The sequence below is a fragment of the Pseudarthrobacter sp. LMD1-1-1.1 genome (genome assembly GCF_040676255.1).
In the GTDB taxonomy this organism is placed as follows: domain Bacteria; phylum Actinomycetota; class Actinomycetes; order Actinomycetales; family Micrococcaceae; genus Arthrobacter.
Map to the genome: position 1 here is coordinate 20524 of NZ_JBEGHP010000022.1, position 24473 is coordinate 44996.

The following is a 24473-nucleotide window of genomic DNA, read 5'->3' on the forward strand; positions in this document are numbered from 1 at the left end:
CTCAGGCCTCCCGTCCGGCGATGGTGCGCGCTTCAATCACGCTGCGGGATGCAGCCGCGAGTTCGGGCTCGGGCACCCGCCGGGCGCCTGTCCTGTCCACCGTGTAGACCACCGGCCACAACTGCCGGACCGTGTCCGGGCCGCCCGTGGCGGAATCGTCGTCGGCAGCGTCATACAGCGATTCGACCGCAACGGAAAGGGCCTGCTCGGCCGTGAGATTGGGCCGCCAAAGCTTCTTCAATGCACCGCGCGCGAAGACGGAACCGGAGCCGACGGTGTGGTGTTCGTGTTCCTCGTACCTGCCGCCGGTGACGTCATAGGAAAACAGCCGGCCGACGCCTGCACTGGTGTCGAAACCGGCGAACAGGGGCACCACTGCCAGGCCCTGCAGGGCCAAGGGAAGGTTGCCCCTGATCATGGCACCCAGCCGGTTTGCCTTGCCTTCAAGGCTGAGCTGGGTTCCTTCTATCTTTTCGTAGTGCTCAAGTTCAACCTGGAAAAGCCGGGTCAGGTCAATTGCTATGCCGGCTGTTCCGGCAATGCCGAGGACGGAGAAGTGGTCAGCCGGGAAGACCTTCTCGATGTGCCTGCTCGCAATGACGTTCCCCATGGTTGCCCGTCGGTCGCCCGCCAGCAGGACGCCGCCGCCGTAGCTCATGGCAACGATGGTGGTGGCATGGGGAACCTGAACCGGGGCAGCCACCGACGCACCACCCTGGAGGGACCGGCTGAAAGGCAGTAGCTCAGGCCGGTCCCGCTGCAGGTGCTCGGTAAAGGACGAGGTGGCGTTGGCGGCTACCTGGTTGGCGGTTGATTCCTGCACTCATCACTCCTTGAACGTGGTACTTCAACGTCGGTACAGATCCCGGCCGTCCGCGGCTTCCGCCACCCAGCCGTCCGGGTTATTGGCCGCCCTTTTGGACGAATGCCCGGACGAACTCCTCGGCGTTGGATTCCAGGACGCCGTCGATCTCGTCGAGAAGGTCGTCCACGCCTTCGGTCGATGCCGATGCCTGTGCCTCGGGCGGTGCCGGGGGTGCCTCGGGGATGTCTTCGTCGACCTGGCTGTCCCGTGACTGCGGCTGCTGCTGCTCCTGGCCTGCCATTGGTTTCCCTCCTTCTTCCGTCGGTGGATCCGGCGGATCCTCCGATATGCCCATCCTGCCACGGGACGGGCGTTCCGGCGCGGTTTACGCCGCAGGCGGAGTGCTGTTGTGTCCCAGCAGTTCGCCGAGGAACGGTCCCGCTTCCCGGTAGCGTTCGAACAACGCTCCGGTCAGTGCTTTGGTTCCCCTCAGTGGCTCCCTGGTGGGCACGCGCTGGAGCCTCCCGTAGCCGGGCACGTCGAAGATCACCGAGTCCCAGCTGGCGCCTACAACGTCCTTGCCAAAGCTGCTGATGCACTTTCCCCGGAAGAACGCCCGGGTATCGGCCGGAGGCTCCGCGACGGCAGCGGCAATGGCGGAATCATCAACGACGCGCTGCATCCGGTTCCGGGACAGGAGCCGGTAGTAGAGGCCCTTCTCGGGCCTGATGTCGGCCCACTGGAGGTCAACCAGGCCCAGCCGGGCGTCGCTCCACTCCAGTCCGTCGCGCTGGCGGTAGCCGTCCAACAGGGAAAGTTTGGCCAGCCACTCCACGGAGGTGGCGGCGGCAGCCCTGTCACTGTCGAGCTGGGTCAGAACCGACGCCCACCGTTCCAGGACCTCATGGGTATGGCCGTCGCCGTCCACGGCGTCACCCACTCCGGTGTCCTGGGCGAGCTTCGCTGCGGCCTCGTGGTACATCCACTGAAGGTCCAGGGCCGTGACGCGCCTGCCGTCCAGCAGGCGAAGCCTGGTGGTCAATGAGGTGTCGTGGCTTACCGTCTTGAGCGCTGCGACGGGCTCGTAGACCTCGATCTTGGGTGCGAGCCCGGACTCGATGAGGCTGAGGACCAGGGCGGTGGTGCCGAATTTGAGGTAATTGGACACCTGGCTGAGGTTGGCGTCCCCGATGATCACGTGCAGGCGCCGGTATTTGTCGGCTGTGGCGTGGGGCTCGTCCCTGGTGTTGATGATGGGCCTGCGGATGGTGGTCTCCAGGCCCACTTCCGCCTCAAAGAAGTCGGCCCGCTGGCTGATCTGGAAGCCCGGGGTGGAGCTGTCCTGGCCTATTCCCAACCGGCCGGCCCCGCACACCACCTGCCGGCTGACGAAGAACGGTGTCAGCCCCCGCACGATGTCTCCGAACGGTACTGACCTGGGCATCAGGTAGTTCTCGTGCGAACCGTACGACACGGACTTGTTGTCCGTGTTGTTTTTGTAAAGGTTGACCGGCGGCAGCGCCGGATCCGCGGCCAGCCGGCGAACGGCGGCGAGACCCACCAGATCGCCGGCAGCGTCCCAGGCCACGGCGTCACGGGGATTGGTGACCTCCGGGCTGGAGTACTCGGGATGGGCGTGGTCGACGTACAGCCGGGCCCCATTGCCGAGGACCATGTTCATCAGGAGGGTCCCCGATTCATCCTGCCCGTCGAGCTCCAACTCCTCGCGGCCGTATGCCAGGGCCACCGCCTCAGCGTCGAGCACCGGCGGCTGGTCGGTCAGTTGGCTGGGATGGGCGGCACCACGGTCCACGGTCCACCCCCGGGCATCGTGCAGCGGCTCTTCATCCGTGTAGTCCCACCGGGTCTCCGCTCCGCCGGCCGCCCGCTGGCGGGTGACCTGGGCGTAGGCCTGGACCACGCGGGCGCTCATCATCGTGGCGTTGGCGGAAGGGGCGGACGGAGCGTGGATACCGTATTCGGTTTCGGCCCCCATGACCCGCATGGCCCCGCCGGCGGGGAGGGCTTCCCCGCCGGCGGATCCGTGTGAACCCGTCACAGATACTGTCCTGTGGTGGGCATGGTTTCGATGGACTTGCCGGGCTCCTGGCCGGCTTTGCCCTGCACAATGGTCCGGATATAGGTGATCCGTTCACCCTTCTTACCGGAGATGCGTGCCCAGTCGTCAGGGTTGGTGGTGTTGGGCATGTCTTCATGCTCACGGAACTCGTCCACCACCGCCCGCAGCAGGTGCTCGATCCGGAGCCCCTTCTGGTGCGAGGTCAGCAGGTCCTTGATGGCGTACTTCTTGGCCCGGTCCACCACGTTCTGCACCACGGCGCCGGAGTTGAAGTCCTTGAAGTACAGCATCTCGGTGTCACCGTTGGCGTAGGTGACCTCCAGGAACTCATTGGACTTGTCCGTGGAGTACATGGCTTCCACGGTGCGCTGGACCATGGCGTCAACGGTGGCCTGGACGTCACCGTTGTGTTCGGCGAGGTCCGATTCGTGGAACGGCAGGTCCGGCGTGATGTATTTGTTGAAAATATCGGCCGCTGCCTCCGCGTCAGGCCGCTGGATCTTGACCTTCACGTCCAGCCGTCCCGGACGGAGGATGGCGGGGTCGATCATGTCCTCGCGGTTGGACGCGCCGATGACGATCACGTTGTCCAGGCGTTCCACACCGTCAATCTCGCTGAGGAGCTGGGGCACGATGGTGGTTTCGACGTCGGATGAGATGCCGGTGCCGCGGGTGCGGAACAGCGAGTCCATTTCATCGAAGAACACCACCACGGGGCTGCCGTCGGAGGCTTTTTCCCGGGCGCGGGAGAAGATCAGGCGGATGTGCCGCTCCGTTTCACCGACATACTTGTCCAGGAGTTCGGGCCCCTTGATGTTCAGGAAGTAGCTCTTGAGGTCCACGTTCCCGGAGCGCTCGGCGGCGCGGGCAGCGAGGGAGTTGGCAACGGCCTTGGCAATGAGCGTCTTCCCGCAGCCCGGAGGGCCGTACAGGAGGATGCCCTTGGGGGCTTTGAGGCCATGCTCCCGGTAAAGGTCCGGGTGCAGGAAGGGCAGTTCCACGGCGTCGCGGATCTGCTCGATCTGGGGGCCGAGGCCACCGATGTCCTCGTAGGTGATGTCCGGAACTTCCTCGAGGACCAGGTTCTCCACCTCTGAGCGGGGCACCTTCTCCAGCGCGTATCCGGTCCGCGAATCCACTGACAGGGCATCGCCAACCCGGAGCTTCTCGGACAGGAGTGCACCGGAAAGCCGCACCACGCGTTCTTCGTCCGCGCGGCCCACCACCAGGGCGCGGTCACGCCCCAGCATTTCCTTCAGGGTGGCCAGTTCACCGGCGCGTTCGTAGCCCAGGCCCGCGACGATCAGGAGGGCTTCGTTCAGCAGCACTTCCTGGCCCACGGAAAGCTGGTTGATGTTCACCAGTGGGCTGATGCCCACGCGCATCTTCCGGCCTGCGTTGAAGATGTCCACCGACTCCTCCGTGGCGGCCTGGCCGCTGTTGCCCGGAGCCGGCTGCCGTTTCGGGTTGATCTGGAGGATGGTGCCGAAGCTGTAGGGCGGCTGCCCTTCCTGGTCCAGGGCATTTTTCAGCCGGAGGATCTCCGCCTTCGCGGTTTCGAGCATGCTGACCAGCTTGGAGTTGTTCTGCGTTGCCGCTGCCAACTGGCGGTCGATGTGCCTGAGCTTGTCCCGAAGTATGTTGACCTGGCGGTCAGCAACCGAGAGGTCGTTGGCGGCAGACTGCTCTGCCGGTGTACGTCCGGAGTCCTGGTTTGGTGTCTCCATGATGTATCAGCCCCTTCCTGCGCTTCTCTTAAGACATTAGTCCCAAGAGGGCGGGTAGGGATGGAGACTCCCGAAATGTGGACTAGTTCGTAACCTCGGGGTTGTCCACCACGTTGGTCCCGGCGATGGCGTCCCGGGCGGCGCGCCGGAGTTTCTTGTCCGAGACAGCCCGCTCCCCTACCGCGCCGGGAGTCCAGGCGTTGACGTCCTCTTCGTTGAACTCTGTCTTTGACGGGCGGCGCTTGACCGAGATGCCGGTGACGCCGTCTGCGAGCCGCCGGGTGACCAGGAGGAATCCCGTGTGGGCCACCATGCGGTGGTCCGGGCGCACGGCGAGCCCTTCGAGGTGCCAGCCGCGGACCATAGACTCCCAGGCGTCGGGCTCAGTGAAGCGGCCGTCGGCCCGGATGGCTTCCGCGGTACGGGAGAGCTGGGTGACCGTGGCGACGTAGTTGATCCAGACGCCGCCGGGGGCAAGCACCGTGGCGACGGCGTCGAGGCACTCCCAGGGTGCCAGCATGTCCAGGACGACGCGGTCCACGGAGCCCGGTTCCTCGGCCTTGACCACTTCCTCCTGGAAGTCGCCGAGGGAAATCTGCCAGGCGGGGTGTGGGCCGCCAAAGATGGTTTCAACGTTGCCGCGGGCGATGTCAGCGAACTCTTCACGCCGCTCAAAGGAGTGCAGGTAGCCGTTGTCCCCCACCGCGCGGAGCAAGGAAATGGACAGGGCACCGGAGCCCACGCCGGCTTCCACTACGCGTGCGCCGGGGAAGATGTCCGCCATGGTGACAATCTGGCCGGCGTCCTTGGGATAGACGACGGCGGCACCGCGCGGCATGGAGAGCACGAAGTCGGACAGCAGGGGCCGGAGGGTCTGGTACTGCTGGCCCACGTTGTTCACCACGACAGAGCCGTCAACCTTGCCGATGATTTCGTCGTGGTTCAGGAAACCACGGTGGGTGTGGAAGGCGCCGCCGCGTTCCAGCGTGATGGTGTTCATGCGGCCGCGTTCGTCCGTCAGTTGGACGCGTTCGCCCTCCCTGAAAGGGCCCCGGCGACGGGCAGCGCCCACCGGCTGCGAGCCGCTGGCGGCAGCACCGGCTTGCGCTGCTCCCTTGGCGTCGTTGACGGCAGTTTCGCTGCTCATGATTCTTCCTCGCTCCTGTAAACCTGTTGTGCCGCGGCCCTGACGGTCCCTGGGGACGCTGGGCTTCCGCGGCAATGCACGACCGGCAGGTAACTCTACCGGGTCTGGCCCTGCGGGTGCCTATCGTTGCGCGGGCGCTTTCCGGTGATGGCTGCGAGGACAGCCTCCTGCGTCAGCAGTCCGGTGACCGTTCCGTTGTGGTCCACAACAGCGTAATGGCGTCCCTCAAGCTGGGAAAGGAACTGGATCAGCTCCTGCCCCTTGGACCATTCCGGGATGTACGCTCCGGCAGCCAGGGGGAACGAAATGGCGGTGACGGACGTGGTATCCGCCGCAGCGCCGGGTACGGATGCGAGGGCTCCCGGGTCCACCACGCCCTGCGGCCGTCCGTCCGGTCCGCAGACCACCACGGACTTTGTTCCCGCTGCGCCCAGGCGGAGGGCGTCCCGGACCGTGCCGGTGGAAGGAACGCCGGCAGCCGGCGTCGCCAGGGCTGCGGCGCTGACCAGCGGCAGCCGGCCGCGCAGCGTGCCCTGCTGGATGGACGCCGACGCGCCCATCCACAGGAACCCGCCCACCAGGATGGTGATCATGAGGAGGCTGAAGTCCGGCTGGTCACCGGCGAGGAACGGGCGCAGGAGGAACCAGTAGGCGATGGCGAGGACGATAATCCGGCCGCCCCAGCCGGCCGCGACGGTCCCCTTTGCCTGGCTGCCGGTGGCCTTCCAGACGATGGATTCGACCAGCCGGCCGCCATCCAGCGGCAGGCCGGGCAGAACGTTGAAGACACCGATGAGGAAGTTGGCCCACATGAAGATGTTCGTGAGGATTTCCGCGACGCTTCCCAGGCTGTTCGTGCCGAGCAGCAGCCAGGCTCCGCCGGCCAGGACGAAGTTGGCGGCCGGCCCGGCCAGCGCAACCAGCACAGACCGTCCCGGTGCAGAGGTGAAGCTTTCGAACTGGGTGTGGCCGCCCCAAAGGTTCAGGACGATCTTTTGGGTGGGCCAGCCGTAGATTTTCGCCGTCAGGGCGTGGGCGAGCTCGTGGACAAGGACAGAGATGAGGAGCAGGACGGCGTAGGCAAAGGCCACGAGGTAGGCGCTCACGCCCAGCATGGGGTTGTTTCGCGCCAGAACCGGCCCATAGACGATCACCGTGAAGGCCGCGATCACGAACCACGAGTACGCGAGGACAATAGGCACGCCGGCGATGCGGCCCAGCGGAATGCCTTCACGCCGCGCCGGGCTGTCGGGTTTGGCGCTTTGCCGGGCATCCGGTTCAGCCACGGGCGTCACCGGTGGAAGCCGCGGGAGCTCCCGCGGCGCCGGCCTGCGAAAGCAAGGCCTCCAGTTCGGTGAGGCTGCGGCCCGAAAGGGTGTCCCAGAGCTCGTAGCTGTGGTGCTCAGGCAGCGGGACAATATGAGGCACGGCAACCGTGGCGACGCCGGAAGCTACGGCCGCAGCCACGCCCGGTACGGAGTCTTCGAGGGCTACGCAGTGGTGGATTCCGAGGTCGGGATCGTTCTGCTGTAGGAGCTCGACGGCGGTCAGGTACGCCTCCGGGTGCGGCTTGCCCTGGCTCACGGTGTCACCGGTGACCACGACGTCGAAGTACGGCCGGGGAAGGTTCGCCACCACCTCGCGGGCCAGCGGGCCCTCGGACATGGTGACCAGGGCGCAGCGCACGCCGGCGACGTGCAGTTCCTCAAGGAGTTCGCGGGCGCCAGGGCGCCACGGCACTTCCTGCTGGACGCTGCTGATGACCTGCGCAGTCAGGGTGTCGATGATTTCGCGGATTTCCAGTTCGACGCCGGCCCGCTGGAGCAGGCCCGCGGAGAATGTCAGTGACTGGCCAACCAGCTGCATTGCCTGGTCATGGCTCCATGTTCCCCCGTGCGCCTCCACCAGCGCGTGCTCCGCGGCAATCCAGTATGGCTCAGTGTCCACGATGGTCCCGTCCATGTCCCACAGGACGGCTTTGAGCGGGGAACTGGCGGCAGGAAATGGCATAACGCCAGTCTACGGTGCGTGGCTGGGCGGAGGCTGTGGGCTACGCCCTTGGCGAATATGCCATGGACCGGGCCTGCTGTGGACGGGTTTCAGGGGATTTGCGGCTCTTCATTCCATGCGCGGGCAAGCACCTTGGACGTAGGGTGAAGAAATGAATAGCTTCGAGGGAGACACCGCCGAACAGGGTGCCGGACCCGAGCGGGAACGGTTCCTGCAGCCAGTGGCTGACGGACAGCGCGTAACTGTGATGCTTGCCGCCTTTGAGGGGTGGAACGATGCCGGAGAAGCAGCCAGCGATTCGCTGCGCTACCTGAACAAACTGTGGGGCGGCAAGAAGGTCGCTTCCATTGATGCAGACGAGTACTACGACTTTCAGTTCACGCGGCCCACGGTGCGCAGGAATGCTGCCGGTGAGCGGAAGATCAAATGGCCTTCCACCCGGATCTACAAGGCCAGTGCACCCAACTCCAATGTGGACGTCATTTTTGTGCAGGGGACGGAGCCGTCCTATAAGTGGCGGGCCTATACGGCGGAGCTGCTGGTCCATGCCGAGGCGCTGAATGTCGACTATGTGGTGCTGGTGGGCGCGCTGCTGGCGGATGTTCCGCACAGCCGCCCGATTCCGGTGAGCACGTCCTCGGATGACGCTCCGCTCCGGGAGCGCATGAACCTGGAAGCGTCGCAGTATGAGGGCCCGGTGGGGATTGTGGGTGTCCTGTCAGAGGTGGCACTCCTGGCGGGACTCCCTACTGTGTCGTTGTGGGCCGCCGTGCCGCACTATGTGGCCCAGGCGCCCTCCCCCAAGGCGCAGCTTGCCCTCCTGCACCGCATCGAGGAGCTGCTGCAGGTGCCGCTGGACACCCACGAGTTGGCCGAGGAAGCGGATGCCTGGGAGCGCGGCGTGGACGAACTCGCTACCGAGGACCCGGAGATTGCTGCCTACGTGCGGCAGTTGGAGGAAGCGAAGGACACTGCCGACCTCCCTGAAGCCAGTGGCGAGTCCATTGCCCGTGAATTTGAGCGGTACCTGAAGCGGCGGGGCCAGGACCGCCCCTGACGTTGACGCACTGACATGCCTTAACAGGAAGGGCCCGGCCGGGAGCAATCCCGGCCGGGCCCTTCCCGTCTGCCGTAATGTGCGGACGCGTTAGAGCCGGATGCCCAGGAGGGCGTCCACCGCGTCCTTTACCAGGGCCGCGTCAGCGGGGCTGGCGGCATCACCGGCGTAGTTCGCGTTCCGTGCCCAGCGCGAGACCGCGGCCACCGCTGCCGGCGCATTCAGGTCGGCTGCCAGCGCCTCCCGCATCTCGGCCAGCAGTTGCTGGCCTGAGCCCTCGGGAGCGTGGTCAATGGCTTTCCGCCACGCTGCAAGGTCGGCCTTGGCGGCATGGAAGCCTTCGTCGGTCCAGGACCAATCGGAGCGGTAGTGGTGGGCCAGGATCGCCAGCCGTATTGCTGCCGGGTCCTCGCCGGCTGCGCGGAGCCTGGAGACCAGCACCAGGTTGCCCTTGGACTTGCTCATCTTTTCGCCGTCGAGGCCCACCATGCCCGCGTGGGCGTAGTGCTTGGCCAGCGGGACCCCAGCCAGGGAGTAAGCGTGGCCGGCGCCCATTTCGTGGTGCGGGAAGATCAGGTCCGATCCGCCGCCCTGCACGGTGAAGGGTGCGGGCAGGTACTTCTGCGCGATCACGGTGCACTCGATGTGCCAGCCGGGCCGTCCCGGTCCCAGGCTTCCACCGGGCCAGCTCGGCTCACCCTCGCGTTCCACCCGCCACAGCAACGGGTCAAGAGCCTGCCGCTTTCCGGCGCGGCCCGGATCCCCGCCGCGCTCGGCGAAGAGCTCCAGCATGGCGCTTTCGCCAAGGTGGGAAATGGATCCCAGGGCCCAGGCATCAGGTGCCGTTGACTGCTTGCCGGCGGCTTCGACGTCGTAATAGACATCCCCGTCAGGTTCGCCGTTGGTGCCGGCCACCCTGTATGCCAGCCCCATGCTGACCAGGCGTTCCACTTCGGGGACGATCAGGCCAATGGATTCGACGGCGCCGACGTAGTTGTCCGGCGCCAGGACGTTCAGCGCCTCCATATCGGTCTGGAAGAGTTCCACCTGTTCCGCGGCGAGGTCGCGCCAGTCGACGCCGGTGGCGGTGGCACGTTCCAGCAGGGGGTCATCCACGTCAGTGACGTTCTGTACGTAAGAGACCTCGCTGCCGGCATCGCGCCAGGCGCGGTTCAGGAGGTCAAAGGCGACATAGCTGGCCGCGTGCCCCATGTGGGTTGCGTCATAGGGCGTGATGCCGCAGACATACATGGAAGGCCTGGCCTCCCGTTCCAGGGCCACCTCTCGGCCCGCCGCGGTATCGAACAACCGGATGGCGGGGATGTTTCCGGGCAGGGCAGGCACAGGGCGGGAAGTCCAGGATTTCACATGCCAAGCCTAGTCCTAGGCGCTGATGACGCCGAAACCGAGGAGCAGGTACAGCGCGAGTCCAAGGAAGATCCGGTACCAGACAAAGAGCCGGTAGCTGCGGGTGGACACGAACTTCAGGAACCAGCCGATGATGACGTAACCCACTAGCAGGGCGATCACGGTGGCAAGCGCGGTCTCCGGCAGGCCGAAGGGCCCGGAGATCCCTTCCTTGGTAACCACCTTGTACAGCTGGTACAGCCCGCTGCCGAAGACCGCGGGGATGGCGAGCAGGAACGAGTACCGGGCCGCTGCCTCACGGGTGTAGCCCATCAGCAGGCCCGCGGTGATGGTGCCGCCGGAGCGGGAGACGCCGGGAATAAGGGCCAGGGCCTGCGCCAGGCCGTACAGCATGCCGTGCTTGTAGGTCAGGTGGGCAAGGTCCCGCTTTTGGGCGCCGATTGCGTCTGCCACGGCAAGGATGAGGCCGAAGACGATGAGCATGGTGGCCACGATCCACATGCTGCGGAGCACGGACTCGATCTGGTCCTGGAAGAGGAGCCCCAGGACGATGATGGGCAGGCTGCCCAGAATTACCAGCCAGCCCATCCGGGCGTCAGGGTCCTGCCGGGACACCTTGCCCGTAAGGGAGCCGGCCCAGGCCTTGACGATGCGGACGATGTCACGCCAGAAGAAGATCAGTACGGCGGTCTCCGTGCCGAGCTGGGTGATGGCCGTGAAGGCTGCCCCCGGGTCCTCTGCGTTGGGGAGGAATTCGCCCACGATCCGCAGGTGTGCGCTTGATGAAATCGGTAGAAATTCGGTCAGTCCCTGCACTAGGCCCAGCAGGGCCGCTTCAAACCAGTTCACGCTAAGACCCTACGGCATGGCAGCGCCGCTCCTGGCCGTAAGCTTGCTGCTATGCAGCAGCGTTACGTCGGCAACAGTGGATTGCGAGTTTCAGCCCTCTCCCTTGGCACCCGGTCCTGGGGTGGCGACACTGACGAACAGGACGCCTCGGAACTGCTGCGCACTTTCCTTGATGCCGGCGGCCGGCACGTGGACACGTCGGCGTCCTACGCGGGCGGCGGCTCGGAAGCGATCCTTGGCTCACTCCTGGGCGATGTGGTGTCCCGCACGGAGATTTCCATCTCCACGAAAGCGGGGATGACGACGCCGGATGGCCGGCGTGCGGTGGACGCCTCGCGCAATGCGATGCTCACCGGGCTGGATGCAAGCCTGGCCAGGCTGGGCACCGACTATGTTGACCTGTGGTTTGCCGAAGCGTGGGATGGCAACGTTCCCCTCGATGAAACCCTGGCGGCACTGGAATTCGCCGTCCGCACCGGCCGGGCCAGGTACGCGGGCATCTCAAACTACAGGGGCTGGCAGGCCGCCAAGGCCGCCGCCACGAGCAGTGTGCCACTGGTGGCCATCCAGGCCGAATACTCGTTCCTTAACCGGCGGGCCGAAGCGGAACTGATCCCCGCCGTTGAGGATGCCGGCCTGGGGCTGATGGCGTGGGCTCCGCTGGGCCGGGGGGTGCTCACGGGGAAGTACCGTGGCAGTATCCCCGCCGGTTCACGGGGCGCCTCGGTCAGCGAAGCCGCGTACGTGGAGCCGTATCTGGAGGAGAAGCCGTCGCGGATCGTGGATGCGGTCTGCATGGCTGCCAACGGGCTGGGCCGAACTCCGCAGGATGTTTCGCTCGCCTGGCTGCTGTCACAGCACGGAGTTGCCACGGCGATCGTTGGCGCCCGGACACCGGTGCAGTTGAAGGAGATCCTCGATTCCCAGCTGGCACCCCTGCCGCCGCAGATTGCACGCGCGCTGGAGGATGTTTCCGCGGTGTCCTAGCTTCTGCTCCGCAACTTCCCTGGTCCTGGGGCGGTTCGGGCGGCCCTGCTATTCGTCGACGATTTCCAGGTCTTCGTCCTCGTCCACGTCGGCTTCTTCATCCTCTTCATCCTCGTCGTCAAAGACCTGCAGGGGGGTTACTTCGTTGTAGGCCTCGTAGAGAGCGTCCTCGTAAACTTCGAAAGCATCGGCAACTGCGAAAAACGCTGCCTCAACGGAGGGATCACCGTCCCCGCGGCGGTTCGATGCTGCTATAAGGTGTTCTTCCAAAGCGGTGGTCAGGGACGAAAGCGCGACACGCGGATCGATGCTCATGACTTCACGTTAGCCGGAAAAGGACGAAAATGGAGAGCAAATGAAGGAACAATTTCTCACCAGCTCGGTCCAGCGGGAGCGGGATTATTTGCGGCAGTACGAGTACCTCGTACTGACCGTCAGCCCTGATGATTCCTTGCCGGAGGCTCGGCGCCGGCTCGTTGAACACTCCGAATACGGCAAGTGGGAGCTGGAGCGCAGCAAGCTGTACGTGGGTGGCGGCAGGCGCTTTTGGCTGCGGCGCCGGGTGATGCAGGTCCAGCGGACCGTCTAGAAATGTGTGGTCCAGCGGACCGTTTAGAAATGTGTGGTCCAGCGGACCGTTTAGAAATGTGTGGTCCAGCGGACCGTTTAGCCTTCCAACGGTCCCAGCCACGCGTTGGCTACGGTGGTGTGGGCTGATTCGTCGTCGGAGGGGTGGAACATCCCGGCCAGCACGTCCCGGTAAAGCCGTTCCAGTTCCGAGCCCCGGAAATAGCTTGATCCCCCGCTGACCCGGATGGCCAGGTCCACCACGCGACGGGCGGTTTCGGTGGCGTTCACTTTCAGTCCCACCAGTTTGGGAAACCACTGGCTTCCGTGGTCAGCCAGGGCGTCGACGTCGGCGGTGACGGTCCTGAGCTGCGGGTACAGGACGTCCATGGCCATGGCGGCGTCTGCCACCTTCCAGCGGATGTCGGGGTCCTGGGCGTAGCTTCGCCCGCCGTTCTTGAAGGATGTGCGCCGCTTCACGTTCTCCACGCCCACGGCCAGGGCGCGTTCGCCGAGACCTGTGTAGACGGCGGCCAGGAGGCTCTCGAAGCAGGCGAAGATCGCGAAGATCAGGGGGTCGGCGTTGGGGCCGACGGGCAGCTTGCGGAAGATGCGGTCGGCTGGAGCTTTGACGGCTTCCAGGACCGTGGTGGCGGACTGGCTGGCCCGCATGCCCAGGGTGTCCCAGTCGTCCAGGATCCGGTAGCCGGAAGTTTCCCGCGTGATGAATCCGTGGACCAGTTCCCCGGCGCCGTCCCGGGCTGCAGCATCTTTCCCGAAGATGCCCAGACGGGTCCAGGCCGGCGACAGGCTGGTGAAAATCTTGGTACCGGTGAAGGAGTAGCCGCCATCCTGTTCCGGTGTGGCGGTGGTCCGTGAATCGAAGAGGACCGAGTCGTTCCCGGCTTCCGAGTTGCCAAAGGCGAAGACCTCGCCCTGGGCAGCTTCCATGAGGACGAAATCGAGCGAGTTGTCGCCCCGCGCCGCCAGGACGTGCGCGACGCCGGTCCAGACCAGGTGCATGTTGACGGCCAAAGCTGTGGCCGGGGCAGCCGTTGCCAGCCTGCGCTGGCACTGCGCCGCCGCTTCGAGCCCAAGCCCTGCGCCGCCGTCGGACGCTGGTACGAAAAGCTTCAAGTAGCCTGCCGCTGCCAACTCCTCCAGGTCCTCGTGGAAGAAGGCGTTGTTACGGTCATATCCGGCGGCGCGGCTGCGGATGCGCTCCAGGAGCTCATCCGGCAGCAGTTCCTCTGGGCTCACGGCGGACTCCTCTTAGTAGTTGGTGAGCAGGGTGTCCAGGACCCGGGCACCGAACTTCAGGGAATCCGCCGGGACGCGCTCGTCCACCCCGTGGAACATGCCGGTGAAGTCCAGCTCATCCGGCAGCATGAGGGGCGCAAATCCATAGCCGGTGATGCCCAGGCGGCTGAGCGACTTGTTGTCCGTACCGCCGGAGAGCGTGTAGGGCAGCACCTTGGCGCCGGGGTCCTCCTTGTGGAGAGCGTCGATCATCGAGTCCACCAGGTTGCCGGCGAACGGGACCTCCAGTGAGACGTCGTTGTGGACGTAGCTGACGTCCACGCCGTTGCCGGCGAGGTCGCGCACGATTTCGAGGACCTGCTGTTCCTGGCCCGGGAGGGTCCGGCAGTCAACCAGTGCTTCGGCGGACTCGGGAATGACGTTGTGCTTGTAGCCGCCTTTGAGGAGGGTGGGATTCGTGGTGTTCTGCAGGGTCGCGCCGACGAACCGCGCCACCGTACCCAACTGGTTGAGCAGCAGGTCGGGGTTGTCGGCGTCGAACTCAACTCCGGTGAGTTCAGTCACCCCGTCAAGGAATTGCCGGGTGGTGGGAGTGAGCTCGATGGGCCACTTGTACTCGCCAATCCTGGTCACGGCAGCGGCCAGGCGGGTCACGGCATTGTCGGTGTTGATCTGCGAACCGTGGCCGGCACGTCCGTGCGCAACGAGGCGGAGCCAGGAGATGCCCTTTTCCGCGGTCTGCAGCAGGTAGGTCCGCTGGCCGCCGATAGTGGCCGAGAAGCCGCCCACCTCGGAGATGGCTTCGGTGGCGCCTTCGAAAAGTTCGGGCCGGTTGTCGACGGCGTAGCGGGCGCCATACACGCCACCGGCCTCCTCATCCGCGAAGAAAGCGAAGATGATGTCCCGCTTGGGCTTCCGGCCCTCCCTGGCAAAACTCCTCAGCACCGAAAGGATCATGGCGTCCATGTCCTTCATGTCGACGGCGCCGCGTCCCCAAATGAGGCCATCTTTCAGTTCTGCCCCGAACGGGTCAACGGACCACTGGTCCCGGAGCGCTGGAACGACGTCCAAGTGGCCGTGGACCACCAGGGCACTGGCCGAGGGGTCCTCCCCCGCCATCCTGGTGACAACGTTCGCACGGCCGGGAGCCGACTCGAAGATCTCGGCGTCCAGCCCCACTTCCTCGATGAGCCCGGCGGCATACTCTGCCGCAGCCCGCTCCCCCGGCCCCGATCCGTCGCCATAGTTGGAAGTGTCGATCCGGATGAGTTCCTGGCAGATCCGGACAACTTCATCCTCGGGCAGGACGTCAGGCATTGATGGCTCCTTGGTAGGGAATGACTGGTTGGCACGAGCTGAATCGCTGCCCTCAGCCTACCTACTTGGCCCGATTCGTTGTTCCCGGAAAGTTCGTGTTAGAGTTTTTCTCGCTGCTTCGGAGAGGCGCGAAACGCTGAAAGGCGGAGACGCTTCCCGAAATACCACCTGCGCGGGTGGCGGAATGGCAGACGCGCTAGCTTGAGGTGCTAGTCCTCGAAAGGGGGTGGGGGTTCAAGTCCCCCTCCGCGCACAATGGGAAGCCCCGGAACATCAAGGATGTTCCGGGGCTTTTTTGTGTCTCCAACCGCGTCGTAACCGGAATCCAACCGTGGTCCCGTTCCTGATTCTCTACACGAGCGGAGCATCGACCTGGAGGGCTCCAGCACCATGGTTTTGCCTTGGTTTTCGTTAGGGTGGAGCTACGCGGGCGGCAGCAAAATGCTTTCTCACCGGAAGCCAGGGGGAACGGGCCCTATGGGCCGCACGCATCAGACTTCGCAGCCCGCACTTAGCGCGGGCCCTCGGGACGGAAGCAGGGGGATGATGGCCGGCACCGGGAACACCAGGGATGGTCAGGTCCCCAAGTACTTCTACGCCACAGGTGGGTGGGGCAGGGAAACGGTCATCTACGCCTACACGGAGGAGGAGTGGGGTCTTGGCGGCCACAGCGCACGGGAGTCCGGCAACACGGCCAACAGCCTGATTGGCCAGAGCGTCGTCGCCATCATCATGACTATCCCCGCGATCGTGGCGCCCCTCAGCATGCTGGTCGGCATCTACGCGACCATCTCCTCGTTCCCCGACCTGGGCGAAGTGGGCATGGGACTGATCTGGTTCGTCGGCTCCATCGTCTGCACGCTCCTGTTCACTGGTGGTTGGCTCGTGAGCGTGAATGCCATCCGCTCGGAGCTGCGGGCCCGCAGGATCCGCAAACCCAAGGGACTGCCGACACCCCTGTACGCGGTCACCGACGACCAGGCCCGGCGCTGGTTCGAGGAGCACCCAGGAACCCTGGAGATCAGCCGGGAAAACTTCCCGCTCAGCACCCGCCCGTTCCCGGATGAACCCGAGTACCTGCCCAGCCAAGAGAAACGAGCCTGACGATGGTTTACGACCGGGAACGGTTTGCACGCGAGGACGCCGTCTACGCCGAACACAAGCAGGCGGTCGCCGCCGGCGAGAAGCGCGTCCTGCGCAAGACCAGCACGGGCGAGCTGCACAGCTACCCGGCCGACGAGATCGGGTTCACGCCCGGCCGCGGGCACGCCCAGGTCAGCACCTGGTGGGGCATGGGAATCCTGATGGTCGTCATGGTTCTTATCCTGGCCACCGGCGTGTGGCTGTTCCAGCGTCCGCTGTGGGATGGCGACTTGCCGGAGTGGGGCGCTCTGTGGCTGATCGGTTTCGCCGGGTTCCTGACGCTCTATACGTTTTACCTCGCCCGTGACGAGTACCGGGCCACCCAGCTGCGCAAGCTCCGTGGGTCCCCGAAGCCGAGCTCCAGCGGCAGCGTCGACATCAACCTCCTGGAACTCGGCCAGAACCGCGGCGACCAGCCCGGCGCGTCCCGATAGGATTCGACCCGTGTTCAACCAGGACAAGCAGTTCCGCCGCCCTGACGGCACGCTCTACGACCCGAGCAGCTTCAACGTGCGCCAGTACGAGGAACAGTACGGTCCCGGCGGTGTCCCCGAGGGATGGTCAATGGCTGCCACCACACCCGTCCAGAGCCCGGCCCTCATCGTGGGCATTGCTGTCTTCACCACGCTCCTGAGCGGTGGAATGCTGGCGGCGGGGATTCTCGTCATCGGGCATGGCGGCGAACTGCGCACCGCCCTTCCAGGCCTTGGCGTGGGGGCCGGCGGTCTGGTGATGTCTGCCTTTGCGTTCAGAACCGCCGTGAAGCGCCGGCGCTGGCTGCGCGAACGGCAAACCGCCAACGGGCAGGAGAACTGATGGAGTACCTTTTCGCTTTCCTGGCCTTCATCATCTTCATGGTGGTGCTACGGCTGCTGACGCCCACTGGCAACGCAAGCATTGGCGTACCCGGCCGCCCAGGCACCGGGGCAATGCGCAGTCCCAACGAGGCCGGGTGTACAAGGACCCGCCGCCCACGAACTACAACGCCGATCCCTACAGCGGTTGGCCCTAGGCACCGGTAGCGACAGGCTCGTCGCCATCCGTAGTCCACACCCGGGGCCAATTCGGCGAGCGCCGCAAGCGCCAGGCAGATGGCCTAAAGCGAGCCTGATGTCCTGCCTCATCAGCACAACGGTGGACAGCGCGGGCCGACTCGCTCGGGCGCTTGTCCACACTTGGTGCCGTGGGTTGCGCAATTAGCCCGGTAGCCTAGGGGCAGCCGCGCCAGATCCGGCATCGTCACACGTCAACTCGGGTTTTATGTCCTGGCATGGACTATTTGTCACCAAGGCGCCATGCTGCGCCTTCCAGGAAGAAGGACCCGTGAAGAGGACCAGGCCACTATCACTCGCCTTGGCGGTGATCGCAGTCGCGGGCAGTGCCTTCCTTGGCACCGGCAGTGCCCAGGCTGGACCCCAGGAGAACAACCCCTGCCAGCGGCTGTCTGCGGGACAGGTGAAGTACAACAGCTTCGGTGCTAACCGGGTAACGTTCGCTACCGCCACCGGCCGTGAATCCAACGTCGTCACCATCACCGGGTGCGTTCGTTCCGGCAATGGCTATGTCCAGGAATGGCAGGACTGGGGCTACGCGGGGCTAAAAGGCTTCGCTCCGCCGGGACTGACCTGGGAGGACACATTCAAGTCACCCACCGGTTCGTACAGCGTCACCGAGGCATTGGGCCGCTCCAACCCGGGCACGGCCCTTGCCTACCATACGGTCAACGCAAACTCCCGCTGGGGCGGTGAGTACGGACCTACCTACAACCAGTACTTCGAAGGCAGCGGCGGTCCCTCTGACGAGAACCTCTACACCTACATGAACCAGGGGTATTACGAACAGGCGGCGGTCATCAACTACAACCGCCAGCCGGACATGAATACCGTGCAGGGGGCCTCCTACGCAATCTTCCTGCACGCCGGCCGCACCACGTCCGCCGGCTGCCTGTCCACCAGCCTTGAGACGGTCAACAGGTTCCTGCGCAGCAGCCGCCCCGGCGATCGAATCATCATGGGCGCAGTCGATGACATCTTCACCCCGTATTCAGCGGATCCCTTTGGCGCCATCACACAGAAATACAGCCTGGGCGGAGGGCCGGCCGGCCAGCTTGGCAGCCCGGTCTCCAACGAAGTGGGTGGACTGAGGGACGGTGGCGCCTTCCAGAACTACCAGGGAGGAGCCATCATCTGGTCTCCCCTCTCCGGAGCCCATTTCTCGTGGGGAGCCACCCGCGGCAAGTGGGCCTCCCTCGATTATGAAAACGGCCCCCTCGGCTACCCGGTCACCGACGAAGTTGGAGGCCTGCGTGGCGGTGGCGTCTACCAGGTGTACCAGGGCGGCGTCATCATGTTTTCCCCCGCCAGCGGCGCGTACCTTTCGTCTTTCGGGCCAATCCGGGACAAGTGGGCAGAAACCGGATTCGAAAACGGCGCCTTGGGATACCCCGTCAGTGACGTCATCACCGGCCTGAAGGACGGCGGCTCCTACCAGGCGTACCGGAATGGCGCGATCTTCTCCTCACCCGCTGCGGGAACGCACGCCGTCACAGCGGGCATCTACGGCAAGTGGCGCTCCCAGGGAGCTGAAGGTGGCCCCTTGGGATACCCAACAACCGATGAGTTCCGCGGGCTCCGCAATGGCGGCTCCTGGCAGGGGTTCCAGGGCGGGGCGATCATGTTTTCCCCAGCGTCCGGAGCCGCAGTCAGCGCCGGCCCGATCCGTGACAAATGGGCCTCCACGGGTTTTGAGTGGGGCAGCCTGGGCTACCCGGTCACCGATGTGATCACCGGCCTAAAGGAAGGAGGTGCCTTCCAGAACTACCAGGGAGGCTCCATCCTGTGGACCCCGGCAAACGGCGCCATCATCTCCGTGGGAGCCATCCGCAACGTCTGGGCCGGACAGAACTTCGAGCACGGTGTCCTCGGCTACCCCACCACGGATGAGTACGGCACGCCAGGAGGCGCTGTTGCCCAGAACTACCAGGGCGGCGTCATCTACTTCGTGCCCAACGTCGGAACCTACGCGGTATCCGGGGCCATCTTCACAAAGCATGAGGCAATGGGCCGCTCACTCGGCGCTGCCGTCAGTCCCCAGGTGGCCATCAAGAACGGCGGGCTGTACCAGAACTTCCAGAACGGCTCCATCCTCTGGTCCCCTGCCACCGGCGCCCACGAGTTCATTGGTGCCACCCGCGGAGCCTGGGCCCAGGCCGGCTACGAGAACGGGTTCCTCGGCTACCCAACGAGTGACGAAATACCGGTCAGCGGTGGCGTCAAACAGACCTACCAGGGCGGATCCATCTACTGGACCGCAGCCCTCGGAGCCTTCTCCATGCCGTCAGAGTTCAGCGCCGCATTCGATGCTGTGAACGGTCCAGCCACCCTGGGGTTTCCCGGAACCAACCGGGTGACGGGGCTGAAGGACGGTGGCTCCTTCATCAACTTCCAGAAGGGCGCCCTGATCTCCAGCCCGGCCACCGGAGTTCGCCTCTCCGTCGGCAAGACCCGCGACGCCTTGGCAGGGACCGGTTTCGAGTGGGGCAGGCTTGGTTACCCGACCACGGATAACTACGTGACGGCAGACGGCAGCACCGTCCAGGATTTCCAGGGCGGACGGATCACCGTTCCCAAGGACGGCACGGCCAGGATCGATTACGGCACCTCCTGAACCCCGTCACGGGGATGCGATCCCTGCGCGGACTGGGCGGCTAGGGGGTAACTGTCAGCGGCCTCGTCCTTGCAGCGCACGAGGCCCGGCTGAAACCTTCCGCATGGCGAACACGGTTGTTCGTCCCGGTATCGTCACACCAATCCACGCCGAAAGGGTAGGCCTCAACACTGGCCTCCCCCGGCGCTGCCGCCAGCGGCACGTCGAACTGGTAAGAAAACCCGCCGGCATCGTTCATCGCGGCAGTCGTGCTGACGACGGTGTGGCCGGCGGCGTCGGTGACCGAGACGTAAATCCGGGCGTCCTGGCCGTACCGGGGATTGCAGTCAGCGTCGGCCGCGTGGACTGTGACGGCGTCACCGGGTTTCGCGACGGCCGGGGTTACGGCATAGCTTGGGGGCAAACAGGGCGGCTCCCCTTGCCACGACCCGCCGCAGGCAGACGACAGACACGACACAAGCACACCGGCAGTGGCCATCACTGCCACGCTTTTCCGCGACTGATTGGCTCGGTGAGCCCGGAACCCCATGGCCTCATTATGCGCAGGTCGGCGGGAAATCCGTCAGGCCCGCACTGCATCGTCGCCCTGTCGTCAGGCCAGGCGTTCCTTGACGATCTCGCTGACGGCTTTGCCGTCGAAGCGTCCGCCGATTTTGGGGGTTACGGACTTCATGACCGTACCCATGGAACGCATGGTCAGGGCGGTGCCCCCGGCTCCCAATTCAGCGATGACCCCGTCGATGATGGCTTCAGCTTCCTCGCGGGTCAAGGCCTTGGGCAGGTAGGCCTCGATGACCTCAGCCTCGGCGATCTCGGCCTGTGCCCGGTCGTCGTGCCCGGCGGCGGTATAGGTGGCGGCCGTGTCACGGCGCTTGGCGGCCTCTTTCTGCAGCAACGCCGTGACCTGGAGGTCATCGAGCTCAACCGGGGTCTTTCCTGATTTCTCCCGCGTTTCGACCTCACCAAGGACGTTGCGCACCGTGGTGAGGGCGACCTTGTTGCCGGCTTTCATGTGGGCGACGACGTCGCCCTTCAGCTTTTCCTTCAATGACATGTTCTGCCTCATTCTTCAGGGGTGTGGAAGCGGCCTGGGACAAGCCTATTCCCACCTGGCCGGACTGCTGCCGCATCGTGGCTTGTTCGGCCCCGCCCGGGAAACAGACAGTTTGCGTGCGGCCATAGGCTAGTTTGGAATCCGCAGCGGCCTGGTCCCCCGGGCCCCGAAAGGAGCACCGAGTGGACAGCACGGTTGGCAAGTGGTTCCTGAACCGGGCCGAGCGCGGAAACCCGGCCTCCTTGATCCATGCCGGCGGTGCAGATTCTCCACCCTGGTCGGAAGGCAACCTGGTCAGGCCCCTGGTGCATGGAGCTGCCTATTTCTCCAGGCTGCACGCGGAACTGTCCGGCCTGAAGGCCGGAGACCGGGTATGGTTCACTGACTGGCGCGGCGACGGTGATGAGCAGTTGGAACCGGGTGGTACGACGATTGGCGGGTTGCTCGCGGAACTGGCCCGGTCCGGCGTCGAAGTACGCGGCCTTGTCTGGAGGTCACACGGCGAACGGGTGTCAGCCCCCATCAGTGGACGCTCAAACGAGCTCCTCAGCCGCCAGATCAACGACGCCGGCGGGGAGGCGCTGTTGGATCAGCGCGTCCGGATCTTCGGTTCCCACCATCAGAAACTAGTGGTCATCCGCCGTCGTGACGACCCCTCCCGCGACGTAGCCTTCGTCGGGGGAATCGACCTTTCACACAGCCGCCGCGATGATGCCGGCCATGCCGGAGACCCGCAGGCAGTGAAGATGGATTCCCGCTACGGGCAGCGGCCTCCTTGGCACGATGCCGCCCTTGAACTGCGCGGCCCCATCGTTGCCGATGTGCTCGCAGTGTTCGCAGAACGGTGGAACGACCCCCACCCGCTGGACCGCAAAACTCCTTACCGGATGCTGTTGCAGCGCCTGGCCCGCATGCCGAGGCACCCCAAGCCGTTGCCGGAGGCCGCTCCGCCCCCGCCGCCGGCCGGCCCTCACTCCGTCCAACTGCTGCGCACCTACGGTGTGAAGCATCCGCCCTTCGCGTTCGCCCCCAATGGAGAACGAAGCATAGCCAGGGCGTATGCGAAGGCCTTTGCCCAGGCCCGCTCGCTCATCTACATCGAGGACCAGTACCTGTGGTCAACGGAAGTCGCCGCCGGCATTGCAGACGCCCTACAGCGCAACCACAGGCTCAACGTCATCGTCGTGGTGCCCCGGTACCCGGACTCTGACGGCTTCCTTGGCGGACCGCCCAGGCGCCTGGGGCAACTGCGTGCCATCGGCATGCTCCGCCGGGCCGCTCCGGACCGGGTGGGGGTGTTCGACCTGGAGAACAGCGACGGGACACCGATCTACGTCCACGCCAAGATCTGCATCATCGACGACACCTGGTTCACCTGCGGGTCGGACAACTTCAACCGCCGGTCCTGGACAACCGACAGCGAGCTCACCTGTGCGGTAATCGACACATCGGCCGGCGGGACGCCCGGCGACAACAAGGGCGGGATGGGGACCCACCCGCTCGCGGGGAAGCTGCGGCTCCAGCTCTGGGCCGAGCATTTGGGCCTTGACCAGGACGACCCCCGTCTCCTGGCGGACGGGGGCGAACTGGAGCTGTGGAACAGCGCGGCCGATGGCCTGGACCAGTGGCACCGCACCGGCCGTTCCACGCCCCGCCCGGCCGGGCAGGTACGTCACCACACACCCCAGCCCGTCCCGCCGTTCCACCGCCTGTGGGCCGAGCCCATCTACCGGTTCATTGTGGACCCGGATGGCCGGCCGCGCCCGCTGCGTGGCACGACCCGGTTCTAGGAAGACGGGAATAAATCATTGGGGGAAAAATGAAGGCGATACAGTCCGCGGCGCTCTCGGTGGTGCTGGCGGCCGGCCTGGCCGGCTGCACTGATTCCGGGTCCGCGCCCGGGCCGCAGCAGCAAGGCCCCACGGTGGAACCTGCTCCCGGTGTTCCCTCCGCTGCGGGGCCCGTGACTCTGAGGGGACAATTCCAGTCCCAGGGAGCAGTCACGACGGGAACGGTGACGATCCACGTCACCAAAGCCGGTGCTGTCCTGCAGCTGGAGAACCTTGCAACCGGCGCCGGCGACGATCTCCGCCTGATGTTGAGCCCGGGCAAACTGGTCCCAGGGACGGGCGGCAGCGCTGGACTGTCCTCCACCAAGCTGATCGAACTGGGGCCGCTCACGGGCGCGGGCCAGCGGGTGGAAATGGACGCCGGCAGGTGGGCCGCCCTGCGGGAACCCATTCGCAGCGTAGTCATCTATGACTACGCCGGGAAGACCGCCCTGGGCACCGCCAACCTGCAGGAAGACTGAACGCCCATGGACTGGGGCGCTGCTCCCGTGCTGCGCTTTCGGTAGGTTGGAGCGGTAGGGCATCCGCAACCGGACAGGGGAGACAACATGAAGGCAATCGTATACGAGGCAACAGGGCCCGCATCCGTGCTGAAGCTCCAGGACAGGCCATTAGCGGAGCCAGGAGCGGGAGAAGTCCGCGTCCGGGTGGTGGTGTCCGGAGTGAACCCCACCGACTGGAAGTCGCGGTCCGGAAGCGGAAGCAGGAAGCTGGATGCCCCGAAGGTTCCAAACCAGGACGGAGCCGGAGTCATCGACCAGCTGGGTGCCGGAGTGGCCGGCTTCACCGTGGGCGATCGCGTCTGGCTGTGGGACGTCGCCTGCGGCGGCAACGAAGGTACCGCCCAGGAATACGTGGTGGTGCCGAGCCACAAAGCAGTGGCCCTTCCCGACGCCGAGTCCTTCGATACCGGCGCCTCGTTGGGGATCCCGGCCCTGACGGCGCACCGGGCCCTGACCTCGAACGAGGACGGGCCGGCCCGGCTCTCCCCCGGTGCCCTGGCGGGGCGCACCGTCCTGGTCACGGGAGGCGCCGGAGCCGTAGGCCATGCGGCCATCCAGCTTGCCCGATGGGCCGGTGCCGCCGTCATCACGACCGTCAGCGGGGACCGCAAGGCTGAGCTTGCCCGCCGTGCCGGAGCCGGAACGGTCATCAACTACCGGACGGACGACGTTGTCGACGCCGTCCACCAGCTGGCCGCGGACGGCGTCGACATCATTGTGGACGTCAACGCGCCCGCCAACATAGAAACGGACCTGCAGATCCTCAAACCGGGCGGAACCATCTCCATCTACGCCGCGAACCCCGGAGAATCACTCACGGTCCCCATCCGCGAAAGCATGACCAAGAACGTCCGGTACCAGTTCATCCTCACGTACACAGTCACCGACGACCAGAAACGGCACGCCGTGGCCGCCGTCGCCGAAGCGCTCGCCGCCGGTGCGCTCCGGGTGGGTGAAGAACACGGGCTGCCACTGACGCGGTTCCCGCTGGAGCAGACTTCCGCAGCCCATGATGCGGTGGAACAGGAGACCATCGGAAAGGTGCTTATCGACGTCATGCCGGCCACCTGAGGCCTTACCGCG

24 protein-coding genes and 1 tRNA gene are annotated in these 24473 nt (G+C 65.4%); 11 read left to right on the plus strand and 14 right to left on the minus strand.

Annotated elements, in window-relative coordinates:
* Position 1: 1 nt before the first annotated feature.
* The 7 genes from prcB to MRBLMD1_RS10705 form a co-directional block, all read right to left on the minus strand.
* Positions 2–823 carry a proteasome subunit beta gene (gene prcB, locus MRBLMD1_RS10675; protein ID WP_364399383.1) on the minus strand — a complete coding sequence of 274 codons (822 nt, stop codon included), beginning with the start codon at positions 821–823 and terminating at the stop codon, positions 2–4.
* A gap of 79 nt (positions 824–902) precedes the next feature.
* Positions 903–1106 carry a ubiquitin-like protein Pup gene (locus MRBLMD1_RS10680; RefSeq protein WP_015937113.1) on the minus strand — a complete coding sequence of 68 codons (204 nt, stop codon included), beginning with the start codon at positions 1104–1106 and terminating at the stop codon, positions 903–905.
* Positions 1107–1190: 84 nt separating this feature from the next.
* On the minus strand, positions 1191–2810 hold the full coding sequence (gene dop / locus MRBLMD1_RS10685; RefSeq protein WP_364400408.1) for a depupylase/deamidase Dop: 1620 nt from the start codon (positions 2808–2810) through the stop codon (positions 1191–1193).
* Positions 2811–2860: 50 nt separating this feature from the next.
* Complete coding sequence (gene arc / locus MRBLMD1_RS10690; RefSeq protein ID WP_159631983.1) at positions 2861–4612, minus strand: proteasome ATPase; 1752 nt, start codon at positions 4610–4612, stop codon at positions 2861–2863.
* Positions 4613–4694: 82 nt separating this feature from the next.
* On the minus strand, positions 4695–5759 hold the full coding sequence (locus MRBLMD1_RS10695; RefSeq protein WP_159631984.1) for a tRNA (adenine-N1)-methyltransferase: 1065 nt from the start codon (positions 5757–5759) through the stop codon (positions 4695–4697).
* A 95-nt stretch (positions 5760–5854) separates the two neighbouring features.
* A complete protein-coding gene (locus MRBLMD1_RS10700; RefSeq protein ID WP_364399386.1) occupies positions 5855–7045 on the minus strand; it encodes a site-2 protease family protein in 1191 nt (396 codons plus the stop codon).
* On the minus strand, positions 7038–7721 hold the full coding sequence (locus MRBLMD1_RS10705; RefSeq protein WP_364400411.1) for an HAD family hydrolase: 684 nt from the start codon (positions 7719–7721) through the stop codon (positions 7038–7040). The genes MRBLMD1_RS10700 and MRBLMD1_RS10705 overlap by 8 nt, the downstream gene beginning before the upstream one ends.
* A 199-nt stretch (positions 7722–7920) precedes the next feature.
* Between MRBLMD1_RS10705 and MRBLMD1_RS10710 the strand changes: the two genes are divergently transcribed.
* A complete protein-coding gene (locus MRBLMD1_RS10710; RefSeq protein WP_159631987.1) occupies positions 7921–8826 on the plus strand; it encodes a PAC2 family protein in 906 nt (301 codons plus the stop codon).
* Positions 8827–8916: 90 nt separating this feature from the next.
* Here the strand turns inward: MRBLMD1_RS10710 and mshC are convergent, their stop codons facing one another.
* Together mshC and MRBLMD1_RS10720 are read right to left on the minus strand one after the other, a co-directional pair.
* The gene (gene mshC, locus MRBLMD1_RS10715) at positions 8917–10194 is read right to left on the minus strand and encodes a cysteine--1-D-myo-inosityl 2-amino-2-deoxy-alpha-D-glucopyranoside ligase (RefSeq protein ID WP_364399388.1); all 1278 of its coding nucleotides are present in this window, start codon (positions 10192–10194) and stop codon (positions 8917–8919) included.
* 15 nt (positions 10195–10209) lie between these two features.
* Entirely contained in the window at positions 10210–11043 is an 834-nt protein-coding gene (locus tag MRBLMD1_RS10720; protein WP_159631989.1) for an undecaprenyl-diphosphate phosphatase, read from the minus strand.
* Between the two features lie 51 nt (positions 11044–11094).
* Between MRBLMD1_RS10720 and MRBLMD1_RS10725 the strand changes: the two genes are divergently transcribed.
* On the plus strand, positions 11095–12030 hold the full coding sequence (locus MRBLMD1_RS10725; RefSeq protein WP_159631990.1) for an aldo/keto reductase: 936 nt from the start codon (positions 11095–11097) through the stop codon (positions 12028–12030).
* 48 nt (positions 12031–12078) lie between these two features.
* Here MRBLMD1_RS10725 and MRBLMD1_RS10730 read toward each other — a convergent pair whose 3' ends face one another.
* Positions 12079–12345, minus strand: coding sequence for a hypothetical protein (locus tag MRBLMD1_RS10730; RefSeq protein ID WP_364399391.1), 267 nt, complete (start codon positions 12343–12345; stop codon positions 12079–12081).
* A 40-nt stretch (positions 12346–12385) separates the two neighbouring features.
* Here MRBLMD1_RS10730 and MRBLMD1_RS10735 point away from each other — a divergent pair, with 40 nt between their 5' ends.
* The gene (locus tag MRBLMD1_RS10735; RefSeq protein ID WP_018771130.1) at positions 12386–12619 is read left to right on the plus strand and encodes a DUF5703 family protein; all 234 of its coding nucleotides are present in this window, start codon (positions 12386–12388) and stop codon (positions 12617–12619) included.
* A 77-nt stretch (positions 12620–12696) separates the two neighbouring features.
* On the opposite strand, the gene MRBLMD1_RS10740 is transcribed toward MRBLMD1_RS10735, so the two are convergent.
* Both MRBLMD1_RS10740 and MRBLMD1_RS10745 read right to left on the minus strand, forming a co-directional pair.
* On the minus strand, positions 12697–13857 hold the full coding sequence (locus tag MRBLMD1_RS10740) for an acyl-CoA dehydrogenase family protein (RefSeq protein WP_364399393.1): 1161 nt from the start codon (positions 13855–13857) through the stop codon (positions 12697–12699).
* A 12-nt stretch (positions 13858–13869) separates the two neighbouring features.
* On the minus strand, positions 13870–15174 hold the full coding sequence (locus MRBLMD1_RS10745; protein ID WP_159631993.1) for a M20/M25/M40 family metallo-hydrolase: 1305 nt from the start codon (positions 15172–15174) through the stop codon (positions 13870–13872).
* 170 nt (positions 15175–15344) lie between these two features.
* Here MRBLMD1_RS10745 and MRBLMD1_RS10750 point away from each other — a divergent pair.
* The 5 genes from MRBLMD1_RS10750 to MRBLMD1_RS10770 all read left to right on the plus strand — a co-directional run bounded on the left by MRBLMD1_RS10750 (position 15345) and on the right by MRBLMD1_RS10770 (position 19983).
* A tRNA-Leu gene (locus tag MRBLMD1_RS10750) sits at positions 15345–15427 on the plus strand.
* Between the two features lie 293 nt (positions 15428–15720).
* A complete protein-coding gene (locus tag MRBLMD1_RS10755; RefSeq protein ID WP_364399395.1) occupies positions 15721–16278 on the plus strand; it encodes a hypothetical protein in 558 nt (185 codons plus the stop codon).
* Positions 16279–16280: 2 nt separating this feature from the next.
* On the plus strand, positions 16281–16751 hold the full coding sequence (locus MRBLMD1_RS10760; protein WP_275180119.1) for a hypothetical protein: 471 nt from the start codon (positions 16281–16283) through the stop codon (positions 16749–16751).
* Positions 16752–16761: 10 nt separating this feature from the next.
* The gene (locus MRBLMD1_RS10765) at positions 16762–17133 is read left to right on the plus strand and encodes a hypothetical protein (protein WP_275180118.1); all 372 of its coding nucleotides are present in this window, start codon (positions 16762–16764) and stop codon (positions 17131–17133) included.
* A 507-nt stretch (positions 17134–17640) separates the two neighbouring features.
* Complete coding sequence (locus MRBLMD1_RS10770; protein ID WP_364399397.1) at positions 17641–19983, plus strand: hypothetical protein; 2343 nt, start codon at positions 17641–17643, stop codon at positions 19981–19983.
* A gap of 40 nt (positions 19984–20023) precedes the next feature.
* Here the strand turns inward: MRBLMD1_RS10770 and MRBLMD1_RS10775 are convergent, their stop codons facing one another.
* Both MRBLMD1_RS10775 and MRBLMD1_RS10780 read right to left on the minus strand, forming a co-directional pair.
* On the minus strand, positions 20024–20386 hold the full coding sequence (locus MRBLMD1_RS10775; protein WP_364399399.1) for a hypothetical protein: 363 nt from the start codon (positions 20384–20386) through the stop codon (positions 20024–20026).
* A 189-nt stretch (positions 20387–20575) separates the two neighbouring features.
* The gene (locus MRBLMD1_RS10780; RefSeq protein ID WP_364399401.1) at positions 20576–21037 is read right to left on the minus strand and encodes a GatB/YqeY domain-containing protein; all 462 of its coding nucleotides are present in this window, start codon (positions 21035–21037) and stop codon (positions 20576–20578) included.
* Positions 21038–21219: 182 nt separating this feature from the next.
* Between MRBLMD1_RS10780 and MRBLMD1_RS10785 the strand changes: the two genes are divergently transcribed.
* The 3 genes from MRBLMD1_RS10785 to MRBLMD1_RS10795 all read left to right on the plus strand — a co-directional run bounded on the left by MRBLMD1_RS10785 (position 21220) and on the right by MRBLMD1_RS10795 (position 24461).
* Positions 21220–22827, plus strand: coding sequence for a phospholipase D family protein (locus MRBLMD1_RS10785; RefSeq protein ID WP_364399403.1), 1608 nt, complete (start codon positions 21220–21222; stop codon positions 22825–22827).
* A 29-nt stretch (positions 22828–22856) separates the two neighbouring features.
* Entirely contained in the window at positions 22857–23348 is a 492-nt protein-coding gene (locus MRBLMD1_RS10790) for a DM13 domain-containing protein (RefSeq protein WP_364399405.1), read from the plus strand.
* A gap of 87 nt (positions 23349–23435) precedes the next feature.
* Complete coding sequence (locus tag MRBLMD1_RS10795) at positions 23436–24461, plus strand: NADPH:quinone reductase (protein WP_364399407.1); 1026 nt, start codon at positions 23436–23438, stop codon at positions 24459–24461.
* Positions 24462–24473: the final 12 nt, after the last annotated feature.